Source organism: Duganella sp. Root336D2, from assembly GCF_001425005.1.
In the GTDB taxonomy this organism is placed as follows: Bacteria; Pseudomonadota; Gammaproteobacteria; order Burkholderiales; family Burkholderiaceae_D; genus Rugamonas.
The window spans coordinates 112,646-129,943 of the sequence record NZ_LMDB01000038.1 but is presented as its reverse complement, the minus strand read 5'-3'; the positions used below and the strand labels follow the sequence as shown (position 1 = coordinate 129,943).

The 17,298-nt window shown below is 61.0% G+C and carries 19 protein-coding genes; 2 read left to right on the top strand and 17 right to left on the bottom strand.

Annotated elements, in window-relative coordinates:
* Positions 1-10 precede the first annotated feature (10 nt).
* The 5 genes from ASD07_RS27005 to ASD07_RS26985 form a co-directional block, all read right to left on the bottom strand.
* Complete coding sequence (locus ASD07_RS27005; protein WP_055937958.1) at positions 11-601, bottom strand: TetR/AcrR family transcriptional regulator; 591 nt, start codon at positions 599-601, stop codon at positions 11-13.
* A gap of 237 nt (positions 602-838) precedes the next feature.
* Positions 839-1,819, bottom strand: coding sequence for a hypothetical protein (locus tag ASD07_RS27000; protein WP_156398191.1), 981 nt, complete (start codon positions 1,817-1,819; stop codon positions 839-841).
* 93 nt (positions 1,820-1,912) lie between these two features.
* Positions 1,913-2,293, bottom strand: a complete 381-nt coding sequence (locus ASD07_RS26995) for an RNA-binding S4 domain-containing protein (RefSeq protein ID WP_055937954.1) — start codon at positions 2,291-2,293, stop codon at positions 1,913-1,915.
* Positions 2,290-3,453 carry a cardiolipin synthase ClsB gene (gene clsB / locus ASD07_RS26990; protein WP_055937951.1) on the bottom strand — a complete coding sequence of 388 codons (1,164 nt, stop codon included), beginning with the start codon at positions 3,451-3,453 and terminating at the stop codon, positions 2,290-2,292. The genes ASD07_RS26995 and clsB overlap by 4 nt, the downstream gene beginning before the upstream one ends.
* A gap of 3 nt (positions 3,454-3,456) precedes the next feature.
* Positions 3,457-4,269, bottom strand: coding sequence for an endonuclease/exonuclease/phosphatase family protein (locus ASD07_RS26985; protein ID WP_055937948.1), 813 nt, complete (start codon positions 4,267-4,269; stop codon positions 3,457-3,459).
* A gap of 74 nt (positions 4,270-4,343) precedes the next feature.
* Here ASD07_RS26985 and ASD07_RS26980 point away from each other — a divergent pair, with 74 nt between their 5' ends.
* Positions 4,344-5,057: a penicillin-insensitive murein endopeptidase gene (locus tag ASD07_RS26980; protein ID WP_229207303.1), complete on the top strand. Its 714-nt coding sequence runs from the start codon at positions 4,344-4,346 to the stop codon at positions 5,055-5,057.
* Here ASD07_RS26980 and ASD07_RS26975 read toward each other — a convergent pair.
* The 12 genes from ASD07_RS26975 to ubiE all read right to left on the bottom strand — a co-directional run bounded on the left by ASD07_RS26975 (position 5,050) and on the right by ubiE (position 16,831).
* Positions 5,050-5,955 carry a DUF3667 domain-containing protein gene (locus tag ASD07_RS26975; RefSeq protein ID WP_162246603.1) on the bottom strand — a complete coding sequence of 302 codons (906 nt, stop codon included), beginning with the start codon at positions 5,953-5,955 and terminating at the stop codon, positions 5,050-5,052. The two genes, ASD07_RS26980 and ASD07_RS26975, sit on opposite strands and share 8 nt — an antisense overlap.
* A 33-nt stretch (positions 5,956-5,988) precedes the next feature.
* Complete coding sequence (locus ASD07_RS26970) at positions 5,989-7,677, bottom strand: ATP-binding protein (RefSeq protein ID WP_307145424.1); 1,689 nt, start codon at positions 7,675-7,677, stop codon at positions 5,989-5,991.
* A complete protein-coding gene (locus tag ASD07_RS26965) occupies positions 7,674-8,963 on the bottom strand; it encodes an HD domain-containing phosphohydrolase (RefSeq protein WP_055937938.1) in 1,290 nt (429 codons plus the stop codon). The genes ASD07_RS26970 and ASD07_RS26965 overlap by 4 nt, the downstream gene beginning before the upstream one ends.
* Positions 8,964-9,042: 79 nt before the next feature.
* Positions 9,043-9,492 (bottom strand): dihydroneopterin triphosphate diphosphatase, encoded by a 450-nt coding sequence (nudB, locus tag ASD07_RS26960; protein WP_055937934.1) that lies wholly within the window; start codon positions 9,490-9,492, stop codon positions 9,043-9,045.
* A gap of 40 nt (positions 9,493-9,532) precedes the next feature.
* Positions 9,533-11,332, bottom strand: coding sequence for an aspartate--tRNA ligase (aspS, locus tag ASD07_RS26955; protein WP_055938547.1), 1,800 nt, complete (start codon positions 11,330-11,332; stop codon positions 9,533-9,535).
* Between the two features lie 32 nt (positions 11,333-11,364).
* Positions 11,365-11,943 carry a DUF502 domain-containing protein gene (locus ASD07_RS26950; protein WP_055937932.1) on the bottom strand — a complete coding sequence of 193 codons (579 nt, stop codon included), beginning with the start codon at positions 11,941-11,943 and terminating at the stop codon, positions 11,365-11,367.
* Positions 11,944-11,964: 21 nt separating this feature from the next.
* Positions 11,965-12,246: an FmdB family zinc ribbon protein gene (locus ASD07_RS26945; protein ID WP_055937929.1), complete on the bottom strand. Its 282-nt coding sequence runs from the start codon at positions 12,244-12,246 to the stop codon at positions 11,965-11,967.
* A 33-nt stretch (positions 12,247-12,279) separates the two neighbouring features.
* The gene (locus ASD07_RS26940; protein ID WP_055937926.1) at positions 12,280-12,918 is read right to left on the bottom strand and encodes a methyltransferase; all 639 of its coding nucleotides are present in this window, start codon (positions 12,916-12,918) and stop codon (positions 12,280-12,282) included.
* The gene (gene ubiB, locus ASD07_RS26935; RefSeq protein WP_055937923.1) at positions 12,902-14,461 is read right to left on the bottom strand and encodes a ubiquinone biosynthesis regulatory protein kinase UbiB; all 1,560 of its coding nucleotides are present in this window, start codon (positions 14,459-14,461) and stop codon (positions 12,902-12,904) included. Before ubiB ends, ASD07_RS26940 begins: the two co-directional genes overlap by 17 nt.
* Positions 14,458-15,066, bottom strand: coding sequence for an SCP2 domain-containing protein (locus ASD07_RS26930; RefSeq protein ID WP_229207302.1), 609 nt, complete (start codon positions 15,064-15,066; stop codon positions 14,458-14,460). Before ASD07_RS26930 ends, ubiB begins: the two co-directional genes overlap by 4 nt.
* 77 nt (positions 15,067-15,143) lie before the next feature.
* The gene (locus tag ASD07_RS26925; protein WP_055937917.1) at positions 15,144-16,085 is read right to left on the bottom strand and encodes a Tim44 domain-containing protein; all 942 of its coding nucleotides are present in this window, start codon (positions 16,083-16,085) and stop codon (positions 15,144-15,146) included.
* Between the two features lie 11 nt (positions 16,086-16,096).
* Positions 16,097-16,831, bottom strand: a complete 735-nt coding sequence (gene ubiE, locus ASD07_RS26920) for a bifunctional demethylmenaquinone methyltransferase/2-methoxy-6-polyprenyl-1,4-benzoquinol methylase UbiE (protein ID WP_055937912.1) — start codon at positions 16,829-16,831, stop codon at positions 16,097-16,099.
* Between the two features lie 58 nt (positions 16,832-16,889).
* On the opposite strand from ubiE, the gene ASD07_RS26915 reads away from it, so the two are divergent.
* On the top strand, positions 16,890-17,213 hold the full coding sequence (locus ASD07_RS26915) for a hypothetical protein (protein WP_156398190.1): 324 nt from the start codon (positions 16,890-16,892) through the stop codon (positions 17,211-17,213).
* Positions 17,214-17,298 lie beyond the last annotated feature (85 nt).

The following is a 17,298-nucleotide window of genomic DNA, read 5'->3' as shown; positions in this document are numbered from 1 at the left end:
AAACGCAGCCTTAGGATGGTTGATAGTTCTCGATCAGTCGGTTGAAGCCCACGCCTGCCCGGTCCACGCTGCCAGGAGTGCGCATGAAGCGCGCCTCGTGGTGCAGGGCCAATATCAGGCCATACATCTCGTACACAAGCTGGGAAGCATCGGTATCGGGCCGCAGGTCGCCGTTGTCGATAGCCTGGCGCACGCAACGCAGCAATGCTGCCTGCCACGCGCCGACCATTGCCAGCAGCTCTTCGCGGATCGGGCCAGGGCGGTCGTCATATTCAACGGCGCCACTGATATAGATGCAGCCCGAGGCGATTTCCACGCTCACACGTTTGATCCAGTTGGCAAACATGGCGCGCAGGCGAGGCAGGCCACGGGCCTCCTTCATCGCCGGGTAAAACACTTCCTGCTCGAAGCGATGGTGATACAGCTTCAGGACTTCAATCTGCAAATCTTCTCGCGAACCAAAGTGCGCGAACACACCGGACTTACTCATGTTCATCTTGTCGGCGAGCAAACCAATGGTGAGGCCTTCAAGGCCGTCACGGCTTGCCAGGTCGAGGGCCACATCGAGGATGGCCGCACGGGTCATTTCGCCTTTGCGCATGAATTTAGTTGGTGTATTTACAAGAGTGCCACTCACTTTTGGACCCATCCAGAAAGAAGGAAAAACCTTATTCTCGCTCTAACAGATCGGCCGCTGGTGAAAAGTTTTGCGAACGTTCGTACTATTATCCAGCGTGTGGCGAAAGTCAAACGGCACTACTAGAAGTGCACCTCTATTGTTGCGCCGCAGCAAATGTCCACCATGGGGTCAGGAACGGAAGTGGACATTTCCTGCTGGTCATCCAGCTGCGCGCAGCTGGTCCCAGCTTGTCCCGAACGGCCACTTGATGCTCTGGATGCCCTGCTCCAGCGCGCCATTCAATCGTTCAATCTGAGCGTCCTCCAGATTGGCGCCAAGAAGCCGGGGATCCAGGATCGCGAATGGGCCACCAGCCTTGGCCGGCCGGTAAGGGAAGGCAATTTTCAGCTTCATCGGCGAAGGCCCGTAGGTATACAGGAGGACCATAATCGCATCGCTTGGTCCGGATTTGAGGTCCGCCACGCCGTCATAACTGAATACCTGCCAAGCCGTGCCTTCGGGATTTTCCTCAAGAATACGGCCACCTGATTCCAGGACTTCGCCGACATCGCGCCCGGAGAAAGCCGATGAAATCCAGGAATTCGGGGCTTTGGAAGTCAGGCGCACCGGCCAGACCATCCCGCCATCGGCCGCCATCATCATCTGCCAGGACGCCATTCGGCCTAGCGCATGCATGCCGGTCCACCACACAACCGGCCCATTACGCTCCACCTGCGCCACCAGACTATTGACATAATCATCGGCGCTGAGCTGCGGGCCGTCGCCCAGCAGCCTTGCCTCGAGCCAGCCGAGCGGCAGGAACGCCGCGCCCTGGTCCGGCGCCATCGAAACCAGGCGCGCGAAGCCATCGTCCGGCAGTTGGCTTCCTATCGGCAACGCATCCAGCGCTGAGGCGCGATCGTGCCAATCAAACGAAGCGCCGGTGCGACGGCTCACGAGTTCGATCAGGTAATAGGCGATGAGCGAGCAGAAATTGCGCCCTTCCAGCGTATCCTGTACTTTCTCGCGCGACGGTTTCGCACGCTCCTGAATCTGGGTCAGCAATTGATCCAGGCGCCAAAGACTCTTGTCGGAATAATCGAGTTGAGCCTGTTGCAGTGCTTTGCCAAACAACCATCCCCCCTCAACCTCACGATTGCTGGCATAGGTTTCCAAAAAATGCAGGGCTATTTGATTCATGGAATATCCTCGTGAAAGTCGGGGTCAGGTCTGGCTTCTCGAGGAGCTTTGCGCTTCGCGCAATGTCCGATTGCCAGACCTGACCCCGACTTTTCATTCACCAGTTGCTCGTTCCCAGGCGCGGCGGTCGCGCTTGGTCGGACGGCCTTTGTTGTCGGCAAAGGGTTCGGGGAACATCTTCCTGCGCTCGATCAGGGCGGCGCGGCGGGCCAGCGATTCTTCGCTCTCTTCATAGAGCAGGCGGGCAATTGGCGCTCCTTCGCGCTTGCCGGAAATCCCGACCACCAGCACGTCCCACTCATCCGCGCCATTGTCGATATGCAGGCGCTCGCCCAGCTTCGCATTGCGCGAAGGCTTGATGCGTTCGCCATTTGATAACCTCACCTTGCCTTTGTCGATGGCGTCGATGGCCAGCTGGCGCGTCTTGAAGAAGCGCGCCGCCCACAGCCATTTGTCCACTCTTACGTCACTCATGTGTACTTCCCTACCGCAAAAATGCGCATCAGCGTGCGGTAGAAGAAGTACGCCACTTCGTAACCTACCCGCCGGAAGCGCCCGACATGTTCGAAATCCTGCTGGTGGATCACCACCCCATCGGCAATCGCCTGCTCGATCTTGGCCCGCAGCGAACGCGCAAATGCGGCGTCCTTGATGACCACATTCGCTTCCTGGTTGAGGAACAGGCTCAGCCCGTCCACATTGGAGGAGCCAACGGTCGCCCAGTCATCGTCGATCACGGCCACCTTGGCGTGCAGCTGCGTCTTGCGGTATTCCACCACCTTGACGCCCGCCTCCAGCAGCTTGGGATAGAAGGAATGCGCCACCGCATCCTGCAGCCAGAATTCGCCGACGCCGATCAACAGCACCACATCCACCCCGCGCTGCGCAGTCGCCGCCAGGGCGCGGCGGAATTTACGTCCCGGCGCAAAATAAGGATTGGCCAGCAGTACGCTCTTCTTCGCCCTGCCCAGCGCCTGCAGGTACGCGCGCTGGATGGTGCGCCTGTTACGCAGGTTGTCGCGCACGACGAACCCGGCCTGCATCGTGCTCTGGCGCGCGATCTTGTTCAGTTTGCGCACCTCGTTGAACAGGGTCAGGCGCTTGACGAAGTTCATATGGCCCAGGCGGGTCCACTGCGTTTCCGCCTCGCTATGGATGGACTCGACCAGCGGCCCGCGCACTGCGACCGCAAAGTCCCAGCGCGGCGCCTCCAGCGCCTTGTTGTGGTCGTAGTCGGTAAACATATCGTCGTTGATATTGATGCCGCCGACAAAGGCCACCTGGGCGTCCACCACGCAGATCTTGCGGTGGGTGCGCGTGACGCCGCGCCGGAACCAGGGATTGAAGATGCGATGCTCGACGCCAGCCGCCGTGACCTCGGCATGCAGGCGGTAGGCGGGCTTGTGGCCGGTGCCGAACCAGTCGGTAATCATGCGCACGACGACGCCGCGCTGCGCAGCCGCCTTGAGCGCGGCCATCACGCGCTTGCCGGTCTCGTCCTCGGCAAAGATATAGGTCTCGAAATAGATTTCAAACTGGGCAGCTTCGATAGCCGCGACCAGTGCCGGAAAATAATCGGTACCGCAGTGCAGGAGTTTGACTTCGTTATCGGCCAGAAAATCAACGTGACGCATGTGTCAGGAAACCAGTTTCAGGTTCGCCACGATGGGCGCATGATCCGACAGCCTGGCCCACAGCGGGCCATGCAGGACTTCCGCGGATTCTACCTTGAAGCCCCGCACATAGATGCGGTCCAACCTGAAAAATGGCAAGGCTGCCGGGAAGGTGCGGGCCGGGCGCTGGGAGGCTTTGCGCCGCGCCAAAGTGCGCACCAGGTCGCCTACCGGATGGCCGTGATTGATCTCGTCGAATACTTCGCGCACGCCGAGTGCGCTTTGCAGCTTGTCCGTCAGGGTATTGCGCCAGTCGTTGAAGTCGCCGGCGATGATGACCGGCTCGCCATCCGGCGCCGAACTGCGCACCGCCTCAATCAGGATCTCCGCCTGGCGCACCCGGCTGCGCTCGAACAGGCCAAGGTGGATCACGTAACAGTGCACCCGCTTGCCATCCGTCTCCACCACCGAATGCAGGATGCCGCGCGATTCATAGGCGTGGTCGGAAATATCAGTATTGGTCCAGCGTGCAATCGGGTATTTGCTGAGCAGGGCATTGCCGTGGTGGCCATGGTCGTATTGCGCATTCATGCCGTAAACGGACTGGTGCGATTCACCCGCAAAGAATTCATGCTGGGCTTTTTTCGGCCAGTGCCGGTGGCCCTGGCTTTCCTCGCCATAACGGGCCTCGATCCGGTCGTGCTGGCCCTGCACTTCCTGCAGGAACACCAGGTCGGCATGGAAGGCTTCAATCGCATGGCGCAAGGCGTGCACCCGTGGATGGCTACGGTACGAGACGCCTTTGTGGATATTGTATGTGGCAACGCGAATCATCATGGGAACATTCTAACCCCAACTGCCCGGCTTGCTCCCTGTCAAAAGTGCTGGGAATTGCTTTATAGTCATGCCCCATGACCGAACGACACACTACCTTCCCTTCTGCATCGAAAGCTTTTCTGCTGGCGATGTGCGCCTGGGGCATGGCAGCCATTGCACCAGGCGCCACGGCCGCCAGCAATTGCCACGGCACAGTTAATCGCGGCAGCATTGAAGGCAGCGTCCAGTTGCCGCCTGAGGGTGCCAACTTCACGGCCTACAGCCCGGTCGCGGTCGCCATGCGGCGCAACCATGTGCACAGCGAAGTGTCGGCGATTATCCTCGAAGCCTATGCGAAGCTCGAGCTTGCGGCGCCAAAAGCACAATATGTCTACGGTGAAACAGGCAACGAGTATGGCGGCCGCTTCCGCCCCCACCGCACGCACCAGAATGGCCTGTCGGTCGACTTCTTCGTGCCGGTGCACGGCAGGGACGGCCTTCCTGCACGCCTGCCAACGCCGGCTACCCAGCACTTCGGCTACGACATCGAATTCGACCGCACGGCGCGCTATGGCGAATACAGCATCGACTTTACCGCGATGGCCGAGCACTTGTACCAGCTCGACCAGGCCGCCCGGGCGCGTGGCCGCGGCATCGCGCAGGTCATCTTCGACACCGCCTACCTGCCGCGCCTGTTCGCCACGCCGCGCGGTGCGGCGCTAAAGAAGCTGAACTTCATGAAGGGCAAGCCGTGGGTGCGGCATGACGAGCATTACCACGTCGATTTCGCCGTCCCCTGCCTCAAGTGACAGGCGACATTGCCAGGCCTCCGTAAAAGACCATCCACATCAAGACCTTGAAGGAATACGCCGTCAGGCAGGCTGCCGCTCCCCAGCGCAGCAGCAACACCAGGCCGCCGCCATACACCCTGCGCATCGCCCAAAGTAAATACAATGGAATGGCGACAAGCGCGGCCATCCATGCGGCATCAGCGAGCGGGGCAAGCGCGATCCCCAATGTCAGCCCGGCCAGTGAGAATGCGAGCAGGTGCATGGCGAACACCAGGTGCTCGCCGTAGCGCCACCCATTGCCAAGGTGGACAAGCTTCAGCCAAACCGCTATCAATGGGATCAGCAGCAGCGCCACGGTCGGCCCCTTTGCAAGCCACAGTTTGAAGAAAGCCTCATTTCGCTGGTGGCTTGAGAGCGCCTGGTAATGCTCGAAGTTCGTGGCAAATGACGCACTTCCCCACCTGAAGGCCTTGACCACCAGCAGCTGCAAAGGCGGCATGGCCTCATGGGGCACGGCATTTTGCGCCTGCGCCGCCTCAGGCACCGCCTTCTTGCCGGGCGCCGGGTCAATGGCGGGAATCACTTTCAGGCAAAGGAAAGCGACCAGCGAGATCGTCAGCAACAGCCGCAGGGGATCGATATAGCGGCCGCGTCTTCCCTGGATGAATTCAAGCGTCAACTGCCCCGGCCGGAAAAACAGCAAGCCCAGCGTGGCCCACAACTTGCCCTCGGCGGCGACGTAATGTCCGATGAAGTGATGAATGAATTCGTGCGCGCTGGCGACATGCACGTGGCCGGGCTGGCCACACTGGCCGCAGAATTTTTCGGGCACCGGGGCATGGCAGTTGTGGCACTCGCCAGACTGCGGCGGACGGACGGTGTTGGCGTGTAGCCCCGGATGGAACAGTCTCTTCATGCGCGGCATCTTAGCCAGATGCGCGCCAATTAGTCAATTTACAACATCATTTTCCTCGGCGGCGGGCGACATCTGTCGCGGCAGGATCACACGGAAGGTGGTACCGCTCCCGATCTCGCTATCGACCTCGATGCGGCCGCCGTGCTTTTGCACGATGCTGTAAGACAGCGACAAGCCCAGCCCCGTCCCTTTCCCGACCGGCTTGGTGGTGAAGAAGGGTTCGAAGATGCGTCCCAGGTTCTCGGCCGCGATGCCGCCGCCGGTATCGCTCACCGACACGGTCACCATCTCGTTTTCATAACTGGTGCGCACCGTAATGCGGCCGCGGTTCTCGATGGCGTGCGCGGCGTTGACCAGCAGGTTCATGAACACCTGGTTCAGCTGCGACGGGATGCATTCGATTTCCGGCACGCCGCCGTATTCCTTCACGACTTCCGCCTTGTATTTGATTTCATTCCAGACCACGTTCAGCGTACTGTCCAGGCCCGTTTCAAGGTTGGCCACCAGCACGTCGCCGCCGCCTGCATGAGAGAAGTCTTTCATGTCCTGCACGATGCGTTTGATGCGGTCCAGGCCATCCATCGATTCCGACAGCAGGCTGCCCAGGTCTTCGCGCAGGTAGTCCGCATCGATCTCCTTGCGCAGGGCATTCAGTTCGCCGCGGTCGTTTTCCGGCAGGTGCTCTTCGCGCGCCTCATAAGCGTCGAGCAGGCGCATCAAGGACTGCATATAGCGCTGCAGGCTGCTCAGGTTGGAATTGACGAAGCCGACCGGATTGTTGATCTCGTGCGCCACGCCGGCCGCCAGCACGCCGATGGAAGCCATCTTCTCCGATTGCAGGAGCTGGTTCTGCGCCTCGCCCAGCTTGCGGATCAAGTCGGCCTGGCGCGTCTTCTCGCCCTCCAGCGTGATGTTGGCCATCTGCAGTGCCAGCGTGCGTTCGTGTACGCGGCTCTCCAGCTGGTCGCGCGATTCGCGCAGAGCCTGTTCGGCATGCTCGCGCTCCGTGGTGTCCAGGAAGCCGAACACGCGGCCGATTATGCGCTCACCGAGGAATTGTGGGCGTGAGCGGCATTCAAATACGCGGCCATCCTGCAGATGCAGCTGGTCCAGCGTCTCGTGCGGGTCGCTGACTTGCTGCAGCCGTTCGCGGCACACTTCCTGCTCCACCACGTTCGCCGTCAGGAATTCAAGGATGGCGGCATCGTTGCCGTTCTTGAGGAAGGCATCCGGGATGTGCCACATCTCGCTGAACTGACGGTTCATGCTGGCGATCTTGTTGTGCCAGTCGATCACCAGGATGCCATTACCGGTCGCTTCCAGCGTGGTGCGCAGCTGCGACAGGGTTTGTTCAAGCACGTCCTCAACCTTGCGTTCCTGCCGGGCATCGCGGGCCAGGATCAGGATCAGCCAGCGCTCTTCGTGGCGCAGCACGCGCAGCGACTTCATGACCATGATCTGGGTGCCATCGGCGCGCTGGTATTCGCCTTCCTGCGCGTCGATATCCTGGAAGTGGCCGCCGCGCACATCTTCCCAGTAAAACACGTCCTGAAGCGAGCTCTCGATATCGGTAATCTGCATTTCAACCAGCTGCGCTCCCGAGTAGCCAAGCACATGCTCTGCCACCTGGTTGGCGACGATGATGCGCAGGTCGCTGGGATCGACCAGCAGCATCATATGCGGGCTGTGGTCGAGCATCAGCTGGCGTAGTTCGGAGATCACCCGGCAGCTCCCTGGCCCGGCTTGGTGGCGTCGAAGTAGTAGCTGACCCGTTTGCGCGGACTAAGGTAAGCGTAGATTTCCTTCGGCACTTGCGCAGGCTTGATGGCGCGTACGATATTCAGGTCGCTCTCCAGGGCCATGTCGACCATGATGGCATCCTCGCGCGGCACGCCCGCTTCATACACGACGAGTTCCGGCTTGTTCGGTTTCTCGGTGTTGACGGTGGCCACCATGCCGGTGGCGCCGTTCGATAGCTGTACGATGGTGCCCGGCGGGTACACGCCCAGGCAGCGGATGAACACCTGCAGCAGCTTGGGATCGAACTTGCCGCGGTTCTTGGCGAACATCAGCGACAGCGCTTCGTGCGGGGTCAAGCCGGGCGTGCCGTTAACCGGATTGCACAGGCGGTCGTAGTAGTTGGCGATTCCTACAATGCGCGCCAATACGCCGATTTCCTCGCCCTTCAGATGGCGCGGGTAGCCGCTGCCATCGAACATCTCGTGGTGGTCGCGCACGATGGCCACGGCGGCGGCGGGAAACTTGAGCTGCTGCCCCATTTCGGTCCCGACCGCGCAATGGGTCTCGTACATGTTCTGCTCGGAATGCGTCCACGCTTCCGCCTTGGTCAGCACCTTGTCGGGGATATTGCGTACGCCAAGGTCATGGAACATGGAGCCGACACCCATCGCCCCCGCCACTTCGCGCGGCAGCTTGATGTCGCGCGCGATCATCATCGACAGCATGGTGACGTTGAGCGAGTGCAGGTAGATTTCTTCGCCCCCGGTGCGGTCGCCCATGACGTGGATCGCCAACTCCGGCGCGCTCAGGATGGAGTCGGCAATCTTGCCGATCATCTCGCTCGCCTTTTGCAGGTTCTCGGCCGGGCGCGCGAAGATGTTCTTCTCCATGTCCTTCATGGCGCGCGCAGTATCGACGAAGGCGTGCTCGATGCGGGCCGCGTTCTCGCGCTGCTGGCGCATGCGTTCCATCATGGCGCGCTTGGCGGCAAGCTCAGGGGATTCGGGAGCCGGCGCTTGCGGTTTGCCGGCCGACTCCATGGCAGCGGCTGCCGACGCCTCGACCGGCATCGCGGCAGGCTGGACATCGCTCAGGGCGGGGTCGATGCGGATCTTGTGCAAGCCCAGGCTGCGCAGCTGGTGGATCTGCTCCTGCGACTTGATCTTGAAATGGCTGAATGCAAAAGGATGCTCGAACCACTTCAAGTCGAGGTGGACGTATAAGCCGACCTGCAACTGTTCCAGAAGGATATCCTGAGTCTCCGGCATGGCGTGCGCCCCCAGCGTGACAGTCGATGTCCGATTATAGCCACAACGAGCCGGGTGCAATTAACAAGCAAATTGCAAGTTATAAGTGCTGCGGCAGTTGCAGGATTGCTTCGGCGTTGGAGGGGGAGAAGCAGCGGTCGGCAGCTTCGAGGTAGGGCAGCCAGACGTGGGCGGTATGTTCTCGCGGGCTCAGCATGATGGGCACGTTGCGCGGCACCTGCACGCTGAAAATATGTTCCAGGTTGTGCGTCACGCCGGGTTCGTAGCGGTGGCGCCAGACCGGGTAGATTTCGTAGATGTTCTGCAGCCCCCAGTCGCGCAGCACGATGCCCCTGCCGTCGGCAACAATGCCGGTTTCTTCGAACAGTTCGCGGGTGGCGGTGGTGAGCAGGGGCTCGTCGACGGCGTCCTTCGAGCCGGTGACGGATTGCCAGTAGCCGGGATTGCCGGCGCGCTCGATCAGGAGCACTTCCATGTCGGCGGTATGGATCACCACCAGGACGGATTCCGGGATTTTGTAGGGCTTCATGTAAAAAAGGCGGGCTTTGCGGCCCGCCCTTTGCAGCTGATTAGCCGGCTACTTTCGGCTCGGCCGAACGCAGGCGGATATGCAGTTCACGCAGTTGCTTCTCGTCGACCGGCGAAGGAGCCTGGGTCAGCAGGCACTGTGCGCGCTGGGTTTTCGGGAAGGCGATCACGTCGCGGATCGAATCGGACTTGGTCATCAGGGTCACGATACGATCCAGGCCGAATGCCAGGCCGCCGTGCGGAGGCGCGCCGTACTGCAGTGCGTCCAGCAGGAAACCGAACTTCTCGCGCGCTTCCTCGGCACCGATCTTCAGTGCGCGGAACACTTTCGACTGCACTTCTTCGCGGTGGATACGGATCGAGCCGCCGCCCAGTTCCCAGCCGTTCAGCACCATGTCGTAGGCCTTGGCGATACATGCGCCTGGATTGGTTTCCAGCATGTCTTCGTGGCCGTCTTTTGGCGAAGTGAATGGGTGGTGGGTTGCGGTCCAGCGGTCGTCTTCTTCGTCGTATTCGAACATCGGGAAGTCGATCACCCACAGCGGCGCCCACACGTCGTTGAACAGGCCGTTGGCCTTGCCGAACTCGGAATGGCCGACCTTCACGCGCAGCGCGCCGATCGCATCGTTCACAACCTTTGCCTTGTCGGCGCCGAAGAAGATCAGGTCGCCGTCCTGTGCGCCGGTGCGCTCCAGGATGGTAGCCAGCGTTGCGTCGTCCAGCGACTTGACGATTGGCGACTGCAGGCCATCACGGCCTTTGGCCTTTTCGTTGACCTTGATGTAAGCCAGGCCTTTCGCGCCGTAGATGGCAACGAACTGGGTGTATGCATCGATCTCGGAGCGCGACATGGAGCCGCCTTTCGGCACGCGCATGCCGACCACGCGGCCGTTGCTCAGGTTGGCGGCGCTGGAGAAGATCTTGGACTCGACGTTGGTCATGATGTCGGTCAGTTCGGTGAATTCCAGCTGGACGCGCATGTCCGGCTTGTCCGAACCGTACTTGCCCATGGCTTCGGCGAAGTCCATCACCGGGAACGGGTTTGGCAGGTCCACGTCCATGGTGTTCTTGAACACGTTGCGGATCATGGTCTCGAACAGGTCGCGGATCTCCTGTTCGGTCAGGAACGAGGTTTCGCAGTCGATCTGGGTGAATTCAGGCTGGCGATCGGCACGCAGGTCTTCGTCGCGGAAGCACTTGGTGATCTGGTAGTAACGGTCGAAGTTGGCGACCATCAGCAGCTGCTTGAACAGCTGTGGCGACTGCGGCAGCGCGAAGAATTCGTGCGCGTTCACACGCGATGGCACCAGGTAGTCGCGTGCGCCTTCCGGAGTGGACTTGGTCAGCACCGGGGTTTCGATATCGATGAAGCCCAGGTTGTCCAGGTACTTGCGCACTTCCATCGAGACCTTGTAGCGCAGGCGCAGGTTGTTCTGCATCTGCGGGCGGCGCAGGTCCAGCACGCGGTGGGTCAGGCGGGTGGTTTCGGACAGGTTGTCGTCGTCCAGCTGGAAGGGAACAGGCACGGAGGCGTTCAGCACTTCCACCTTGGCGGCAACGACTTCGATCTTGCCCGACTTCAGGTTGTTGTTGACGGTGCCGGCCAGGCGGTCTTTCACGGTGCCGGTGATGCGCAGGCAGTACTCGTTACGCACGGATTCGGCGACGGAGAACACTTCCGCCTGTTCCGGGTTGCAGACCACCTGCACCAGGCCTTCGCGGTCGCGCAGGTCGATGAAGATCACGCCGCCGTGGTCGCGGCGACGGTGCACCCAGCCGCACAGGCTGACGGTTTGGCCGATGAGGGCTTCGGTTACGAGGCCGCAGTATTCAGTACGCATGGACATATTGATTCTCAGTTTCAGGTTAAGTTTTATTCAGGGACGACAACGCCCATCGAAACGATGTACTTCAGTGCGGCATCGACGCTCATGTCGAGCTCGATTACATCTTTTTTCGGCAACATCAAAAAGAAGCCGGAAGTCGGGTTCGGCGTGGTTGGCACGTAGACGCTGATGTATTCACCGTCCAGGTGCTTCTGCACTTCGGTCGCCGGCGCGCCGGTCAGGAAACCGATCGTGCGCGAGCCGGCATGCGGATATTGCACCAGCACCGCCTTGCGGAAAGCATTGCCGGATTCGGAGAACAAGGTGTCCGAAACCTGCTTCACGCTGCCGTACAGTGAGCTGACCACAGGAATGCGATGCAGCAGCTTTTCCCATTGGCGGATCATGAAATTGCCGACCAGGTTATTGGTCAGCAGGCCGGTCAGGAATACGATCGCCACGGTCAGGATAGTGCCAAGGCCCGATGGGCGACGGTCATCCGGCAGCCATTTCTCCGGGATCAGCAACAGCGACTGGTCCATGGTGGAGATCACCAGGTGCAGCACCCAGGCCGTGATCGACAACGGTACCAGGACCAGCAAGCCGGTAATGAAATATTTACGCATCGTGTTCCTTGTGCGGGGGAATTACGCCTCGCTGGTGGACTTTGCCGGCGCAGGCGCCGGGGCGGCGGCTGCCGGGGCTTCGGATTTGGCCGTGCTGGCAACGCCGGTTGCCGGGGCGGTGCCGCCACGGAAATCGGTTACGTACCAGCCGGTGCCCTTGAGTTGGAAGCCGGCCGCGGTCAGTTGCTTCTTAAAGGTGGACTTGCCGCAGGAAGGGCAATCCGTGAGCTGCGGATCGGAGATCTTTTGCAGCACATCCTTGGCAAAGCCACATTCCTCGCAGCGGTAAGCGTAGATAGGCATCGATTACTCCGCAAAAAACATCAAAACCCTGAATTATAAAGCTTTTTTCCGGCGCCAGGCCATCCAGCGCTCCTTGCCCTGGAATACCGGGATGGAATCGCTTACCGGCGCGTCCTGCTCGAGATCAAAGTGAGCACTCATTAACTGCGCCAGCTGCTCGCGCTCGGCGCCGAAGGGCGGGCCTTTTGGATTGCCATCGAAGAAAAAGTAGCCCAGCAGCAGGCCCCCTTCCGGCAACAATTGCGCCCAGCGCTGCACCACGCGCGGCCACATGTCGCGCGGCATGGCGCACAGGAAGGCGCGCTCGTAGACCAGGTCCAGCGGCTGCTGCGGCGCGTAAGCGAAAAAATCTGCCTCGAGCACGTGCTCGCGCCAGGGGCCCAGCGCTTGTTGCGCCGCAACAACGGCGGAGGGGGAAAAGTCGATGGCGGTGGCGTTCCAGCCGGCCTGGCAGAAGGCTTGCAGCTCGTAGCCGCTGCCGCAGCCGGGGATCAACACCGAAAACCGGTGGCCCGGTGTCTGACCCTGTGGGCCAGACACCGGGCCACCGGTTTGCAGCCAGGCGGAGAGCTGCTCCGGCACCCCGCCCCGATCCCAGGGAGTAAACGCCGCCTCAAACCGCTGGTCCCAAAACTCCGCCGTGCGCGGATCGCGGTTAGTGAAGTCGGGCATACGCCACAAACGCCACCGCACCCACCACAAACGACCCGACAAAGAACGCAAAGAACGACAGCAAGCGGTTGGTATGGCGCTGCTCCGCCACCAGGTGCGCCAGCAAAGCTTTGGTTTCCACATCCCGCTCCGCCGCGACGGTGAGCGCCTGGTGCGCCAGGCGCGGCAATTGCGGGAAGATATGCGAATAGCGCGGTGCTTCCGCCTTCAAGCGATCCACCAGCCCGCGCCAGCCCACCTGCTCCGCCATCCAGCGCTCCAGGTAAGGTTTGGCCGTCTTCCACAAATCCAGGTCAGGATCGAGCTGGCGGCCCAGGCCTTCAATATTCAGCAGCGTCTTTTGCAGCAGCACCAGTTGCGGCTGCACTTCCACATTGAAGCGGCGCGAGGTCTGGAACAGGCGCAGCAGCACCTGGCCGAACGAGATATCCTTCAGCGGACGGTCGAAGATCGGCTCGCAGCAAGCGCGCACCGCGGCTTCCAGTTCATCGACACGGGTTTCTTTCGGCGCCCAGCCGGATTCGATATGCGCCTCCGCCACGCGCTTGTAGTCGCGGCGGAAGAAGGCCAGGAAGTTCTGCGACAGGTAATCCTTGTCGTAATCGTTCAACGTGCCGACGATGCCGAAGTCCAGCGCGATGTAGCGGCCAAACGATTCAGGCTCGATCGACACCAGGATATTCCCCGGATGCATATCGGCGTGGAAGAAGCCATCGCGGAACACCTGCGTGAAGAAGATCTCCACGCCATCCGAGGACAGCTTTTTCAGGTCCACGCCGGCCTCGGCCAGGCGTCCGATCTGCGACACCGGAATGCCGTACATGCGCTCCATCACGATCACGTTGCTGGAGCAATAGTCCCAATACATCTCCGGCACCAGCAGCAGCTTGGATTCGGCGAAATTGCGGCGCAGCTGGCTGGCATTGGCCGCCTCGCGCATCAGGTCCAGTTCATCATGCAGGTACTTGTCGAATTCCTGCACCACTTCCTGGATCTTCAGGCGCTTGGAATCGGCCCACAGCCGGTTGATGAAGTTGGCCGCGATATGCATCAGCGCGACGTCTTCGTCGATCAGTTTCTTCATGCCCGGACGCAGCACTTTCACCGCCACCTGCGTGCCATCCTTCAGCGCAGCGAAGTGCACCTGGGCGATGGAGGCTGAAGCTACCGGCACGCGCTCGAAGCGCGCGAACAATTCGTCAGGATGGGCGCCCAGCGACGCTTCGATCATCGCAATCGCCAGGTCGGAATCGAACGGCGGCACACGGTCCTGCAGCTTGGACAGCTCGGACACGATATCGAGCGGGAACAGGTCGCTGCGGGTCGACAGCACCTGGCCGAACTTGACGAAGATCGGGCCCAGCTCCTCCAGTGCGCGGCGCAGGCGCACGGCGCGCGGCGTCGACAGGTCGCGCCAGAAGAAAACGATGTCGAGGAATTTGCTGATGCGCGGCTTGTCGAAGCCGGAAATGGCGATTTCGTCCAGCCCGTAACGGACGGAGACACGGACGATCTTGAACAGCCTGAGGAATTTGCGGATCATTTAGCCAGTTTTTGTTCGAGTTTTTCCAGCCGTTTGCTGGCGCGCTCCACGTCGTCGCGGAAGCGGGTCACGTCGGCCGCAAAGCTTTCCGCCACCAACGGGCGGATCAACAGCGGGTTTTCGTCGAGGAAGTACTCCGCGACATTCTCGGCCACTTTGCGCTGGCCGTTGCGCGCGCCCTCCACCAATGCCTTGGCGCCCTGGACCAGGCGCACGGCAGCAACCGGGCCCACCAGTTTCTCCAGGTCATGCTCGGCTTCCCAACGCAGCGATTGCGACAGGTGCGAAATGGCGTTGGCAAATTCGGCGTCGCCTTCGATCTGTACGTACGAAAAAGCGCGCTCGCGGTTTTGCGCGATCAGCGGCAGGTCGCCCAGCTTCAGGCGAATCGTCACCGCAGCTCCCGTCTCGCTGCCTGCCGCCTCCACCATGCCGTCCGGCGTGACGCGCAAGCGCAGTACAGCAGGACTGGCGTCGATCACGGCGACCTTGCCGGCGTGCAGCTTGAGTTCGGTGCGCGCCCAAGGCTCTTGCGCCAGCAAGTGGTTGACGGTGGCGGCTGCCGGCATGCTGAGGCCGGGCAGCCTGGTAGGAAATGGAAACATAATCAGGTCGGTCCAAATAAAACAAAACCGCCCCGGAAAACCAGGGCGGTCTCGATCTTACCAGTTACTGCGCCAGGTCACGCAAGCTGCTGGATACCTGCCAGCATCCAGCCCGTTTTGCCGTTATGCGGTTTGGTCAGGTTCCATACTTCCTGGAATGGTTCCGGCAGCGCATCGGCTGCAGGCTTCATCTTGCCCCAGAACTTCACGCTGGCCAGGGAATCGTTGCCGTCGTTCTCGATGCCCAGCAGCTCAGCCTCGATTGCCACCACATCGGTGTACTCGGCTTGCGCGCCGCGCTCCTGGATCTGCATGCGCAGCTCGGCAAACACTTCAGGCGTGGTGAAGGTGCGGATATCTTCCACGTCTGCCTTGTCCCATGCCGCTTGCAGGCGGATGTAGTTGGACTTGGCCCCACGCAGGAAGCCAGCGGTATCAAAATCGGCCGGCACACCCCAAGGCGCATGCGCTGCCGCTTCCGCCGCGGCAGGCGCCGCCAGCGCTGCACCGGCCGCAGGCGCCACCGGTTCGAACGCCGCTGGCTGCATCTGGTGCACGTTGCCGCCGTTGTAGCCGCCGCTGAATGCCGGCTGGGCCGCCGGCTGCGATTTACGGCGCAGCATACGGACGATGAAGAAGATCACGCCGCCGATCAGGGCGATCATCAGGATCGAGCTGATGGCCGACGCCATGGCGCCGCCCAGGCCGAAGTGCGACAGCAGCGCGCCCAGGCCGAGGCCCAGCAGTGCGCCGCCGAGGATGCCCTTCCACATGCTTGGCTTAGGGGCCGGTGCGGGCGCTGCAGGAGTCGGTGCGGCAGCAGGACGGTTGGCGGTCGGCGCGGCGCTCGGGGCGCTTGGTGCCGGCGCCGGAGCTGCCTGGCGCGGCATGCTGCTCACGCCCGACGACTGGCGGCCGAAGGACTTGCCGCCGCCCATCGGGCGTGCGGACAACTCGCTCATCATGCTCACTGCGGACAGCGCGATCATCGCGCCGGCCAGGAATTTTTTCATTTTCATCTTTTGGCGTCTCACATTTTGATGCCGGTGTGTAAAGCGGCCACACCGGCCGTCAGGTTGTAGTACTGCACGCGCTCAAGACCCGCAGCCTGCATCATGGTCTTCAGCGTTTCCTGGTCCGGGTGCATGCGGATCGACTCGGCCAGGTAGCGATAGCTCTCCGAATCGTTGGCCACTTTCTGGCCCATCCACGGCAACACCGTGAAGGAATAAAAGTCATATGGTTTTTGCAAGACCGGATCCACTTTCGAGAATTCCAGCACCAGCAATTTGCCGCCCGGCTTCAGCACACGGCGCATTTCAGAAAGAGCAACATCCTTGTGCGTCATATTGCGCAGGCCGAACGCCACGCTGACACGGTCGAAGTAGTTATCCGGGAATGGCAGCTTCTCCGCGTCGCAAATCAAGGTGGGGGTCACCAGGCCCTTATTCAAGAGGCGATCGCGGCCGACGCGCAGCATCGATTCATTGATATCGGTCAGCCAGACCTCGCCGGTCGTTCCGGCCGCCTTGGCGAATGCCTTGGCCAGGTCGCCGGTACCACCCGCGATATCCAGCACCTTCATGCCCGGCCGCACGGCAGCGTTAGCAATAGTGAAAGCCTTCCAGATGCGGTGCAGGCCGCCGGACAGAAGGTCGTTCATGATGTCGTACTTGGCCGCGACGGAATGGAAGACCTTGGCGACTTCCTTGACTTTCTCGTCTTCGTTGACGGTTTTATAACCGAAATGGGTGGTATTGGTCATTTTGAGGGTGCCTTGTAATTGCCGCATTATACATTTGTGGGGTGGCGCACAGATTTTGATGACGCTTGTCAACCAGAATGCTCAACGAGTCGTTTTATGGCTCAGACGATTTGTCTTACTAGGAGATTTTCAGATGGAGCTTCAGCAAAAATTGCCCGCGGACATTTTTTTCCCGGATATCGACGAAGCCACCAAGCAGTTCATCGATGCCACCCGCGCCCAATCGCGTGCACTGGCATCCGCTGAGCCGCACCCGATGACCTTCAATGTTGAGGCCATCCGTCGCCTGACTCCGGAAGCCCGCGCCGCATTCCGCTACATCTGGGAACGCGAGCAGCAACGCTATGAAGAGTTCCAGCGCCGCAAAATGATGGTCAACTAAGCATTCTTTCAATGGCGGCAACATGCCGCCATTTCTTGACGTATCCGAAAGCAGGCATTCGGGCCAAGCGCAAGCTGGCCCAATG

What these genes read in the sequence shown, in the direction of transcription:
- ASD07_RS27005 (WP_055937958.1), bottom strand. Translation starts at nt 601, where the DNA reads ATGCGCAAAGGCGAAATGACCCGTGCGGCCATCCTCGATGTGGCCCTC.
- ASD07_RS27000 (WP_156398191.1), bottom strand. Translation starts at nt 1,819, where the DNA reads ATGAATCAAATAGCCCTGCATTTTTTGGAAACCTATGCCAGCAATCGT.
- ASD07_RS26995 (WP_055937954.1), bottom strand. Translation starts at nt 2,293, where the DNA reads ATGAGTGACGTAAGAGTGGACAAATGGCTGTGGGCGGCGCGCTTCTTC.
- clsB (WP_055937951.1), bottom strand. Translation starts at nt 3,453, where the DNA reads ATGCGTCACGTTGATTTTCTGGCCGATAACGAAGTCAAACTCCTGCAC.
- ASD07_RS26985 (WP_055937948.1), bottom strand. Translation starts at nt 4,269, where the DNA reads ATGATGATTCGCGTTGCCACATACAATATCCACAAAGGCGTCTCGTAC.
- ASD07_RS26980 (WP_229207303.1), top strand. Translation starts at nt 4,344, where the DNA reads ATGACCGAACGACACACTACCTTCCCTTCTGCATCGAAAGCTTTTCTG.
- ASD07_RS26975 (WP_162246603.1), bottom strand. Translation starts at nt 5,955, where the DNA reads ATGAAGAGACTGTTCCATCCGGGGCTACACGCCAACACCGTCCGTCCG.
- ASD07_RS26965 (WP_055937938.1), bottom strand. Translation starts at nt 8,963, where the DNA reads ATGCCGGAGACTCAGGATATCCTTCTGGAACAGTTGCAGGTCGGCTTA.
- nudB (WP_055937934.1), bottom strand. Translation starts at nt 9,492, where the DNA reads ATGAAGCCCTACAAAATCCCGGAATCCGTCCTGGTGGTGATCCATACC.
- aspS (WP_055938547.1), bottom strand. Translation starts at nt 11,332, where the DNA reads ATGCGTACTGAATACTGCGGCCTCGTAACCGAAGCCCTCATCGGCCAA.
- ASD07_RS26950 (WP_055937932.1), bottom strand. Translation starts at nt 11,943, where the DNA reads ATGCGTAAATATTTCATTACCGGCTTGCTGGTCCTGGTACCGTTGTCG.
- ASD07_RS26945 (WP_055937929.1), bottom strand. Translation starts at nt 12,246, where the DNA reads ATGCCTATCTACGCTTACCGCTGCGAGGAATGTGGCTTTGCCAAGGAT.
- ASD07_RS26940 (WP_055937926.1), bottom strand. Translation starts at nt 12,918, where the DNA reads ATGCCCGACTTCACTAACCGCGATCCGCGCACGGCGGAGTTTTGGGAC.
- ubiB (WP_055937923.1), bottom strand. Translation starts at nt 14,461, where the DNA reads ATGATCCGCAAATTCCTCAGGCTGTTCAAGATCGTCCGTGTCTCCGTC.
- ASD07_RS26930 (WP_229207302.1), bottom strand. Translation starts at nt 15,066, where the DNA reads ATGTTTCCATTTCCTACCAGGCTGCCCGGCCTCAGCATGCCGGCAGCC.
- ASD07_RS26925 (WP_055937917.1), bottom strand. Translation starts at nt 16,085, where the DNA reads ATGAAAATGAAAAAATTCCTGGCCGGCGCGATGATCGCGCTGTCCGCA.
- ubiE (WP_055937912.1), bottom strand. Translation starts at nt 16,831, where the DNA reads ATGACCAATACCACCCATTTCGGTTATAAAACCGTCAACGAAGACGAG.
- ASD07_RS26915 (WP_156398190.1), top strand. Translation starts at nt 16,890, where the DNA reads ATGACGCTTGTCAACCAGAATGCTCAACGAGTCGTTTTATGGCTCAGA.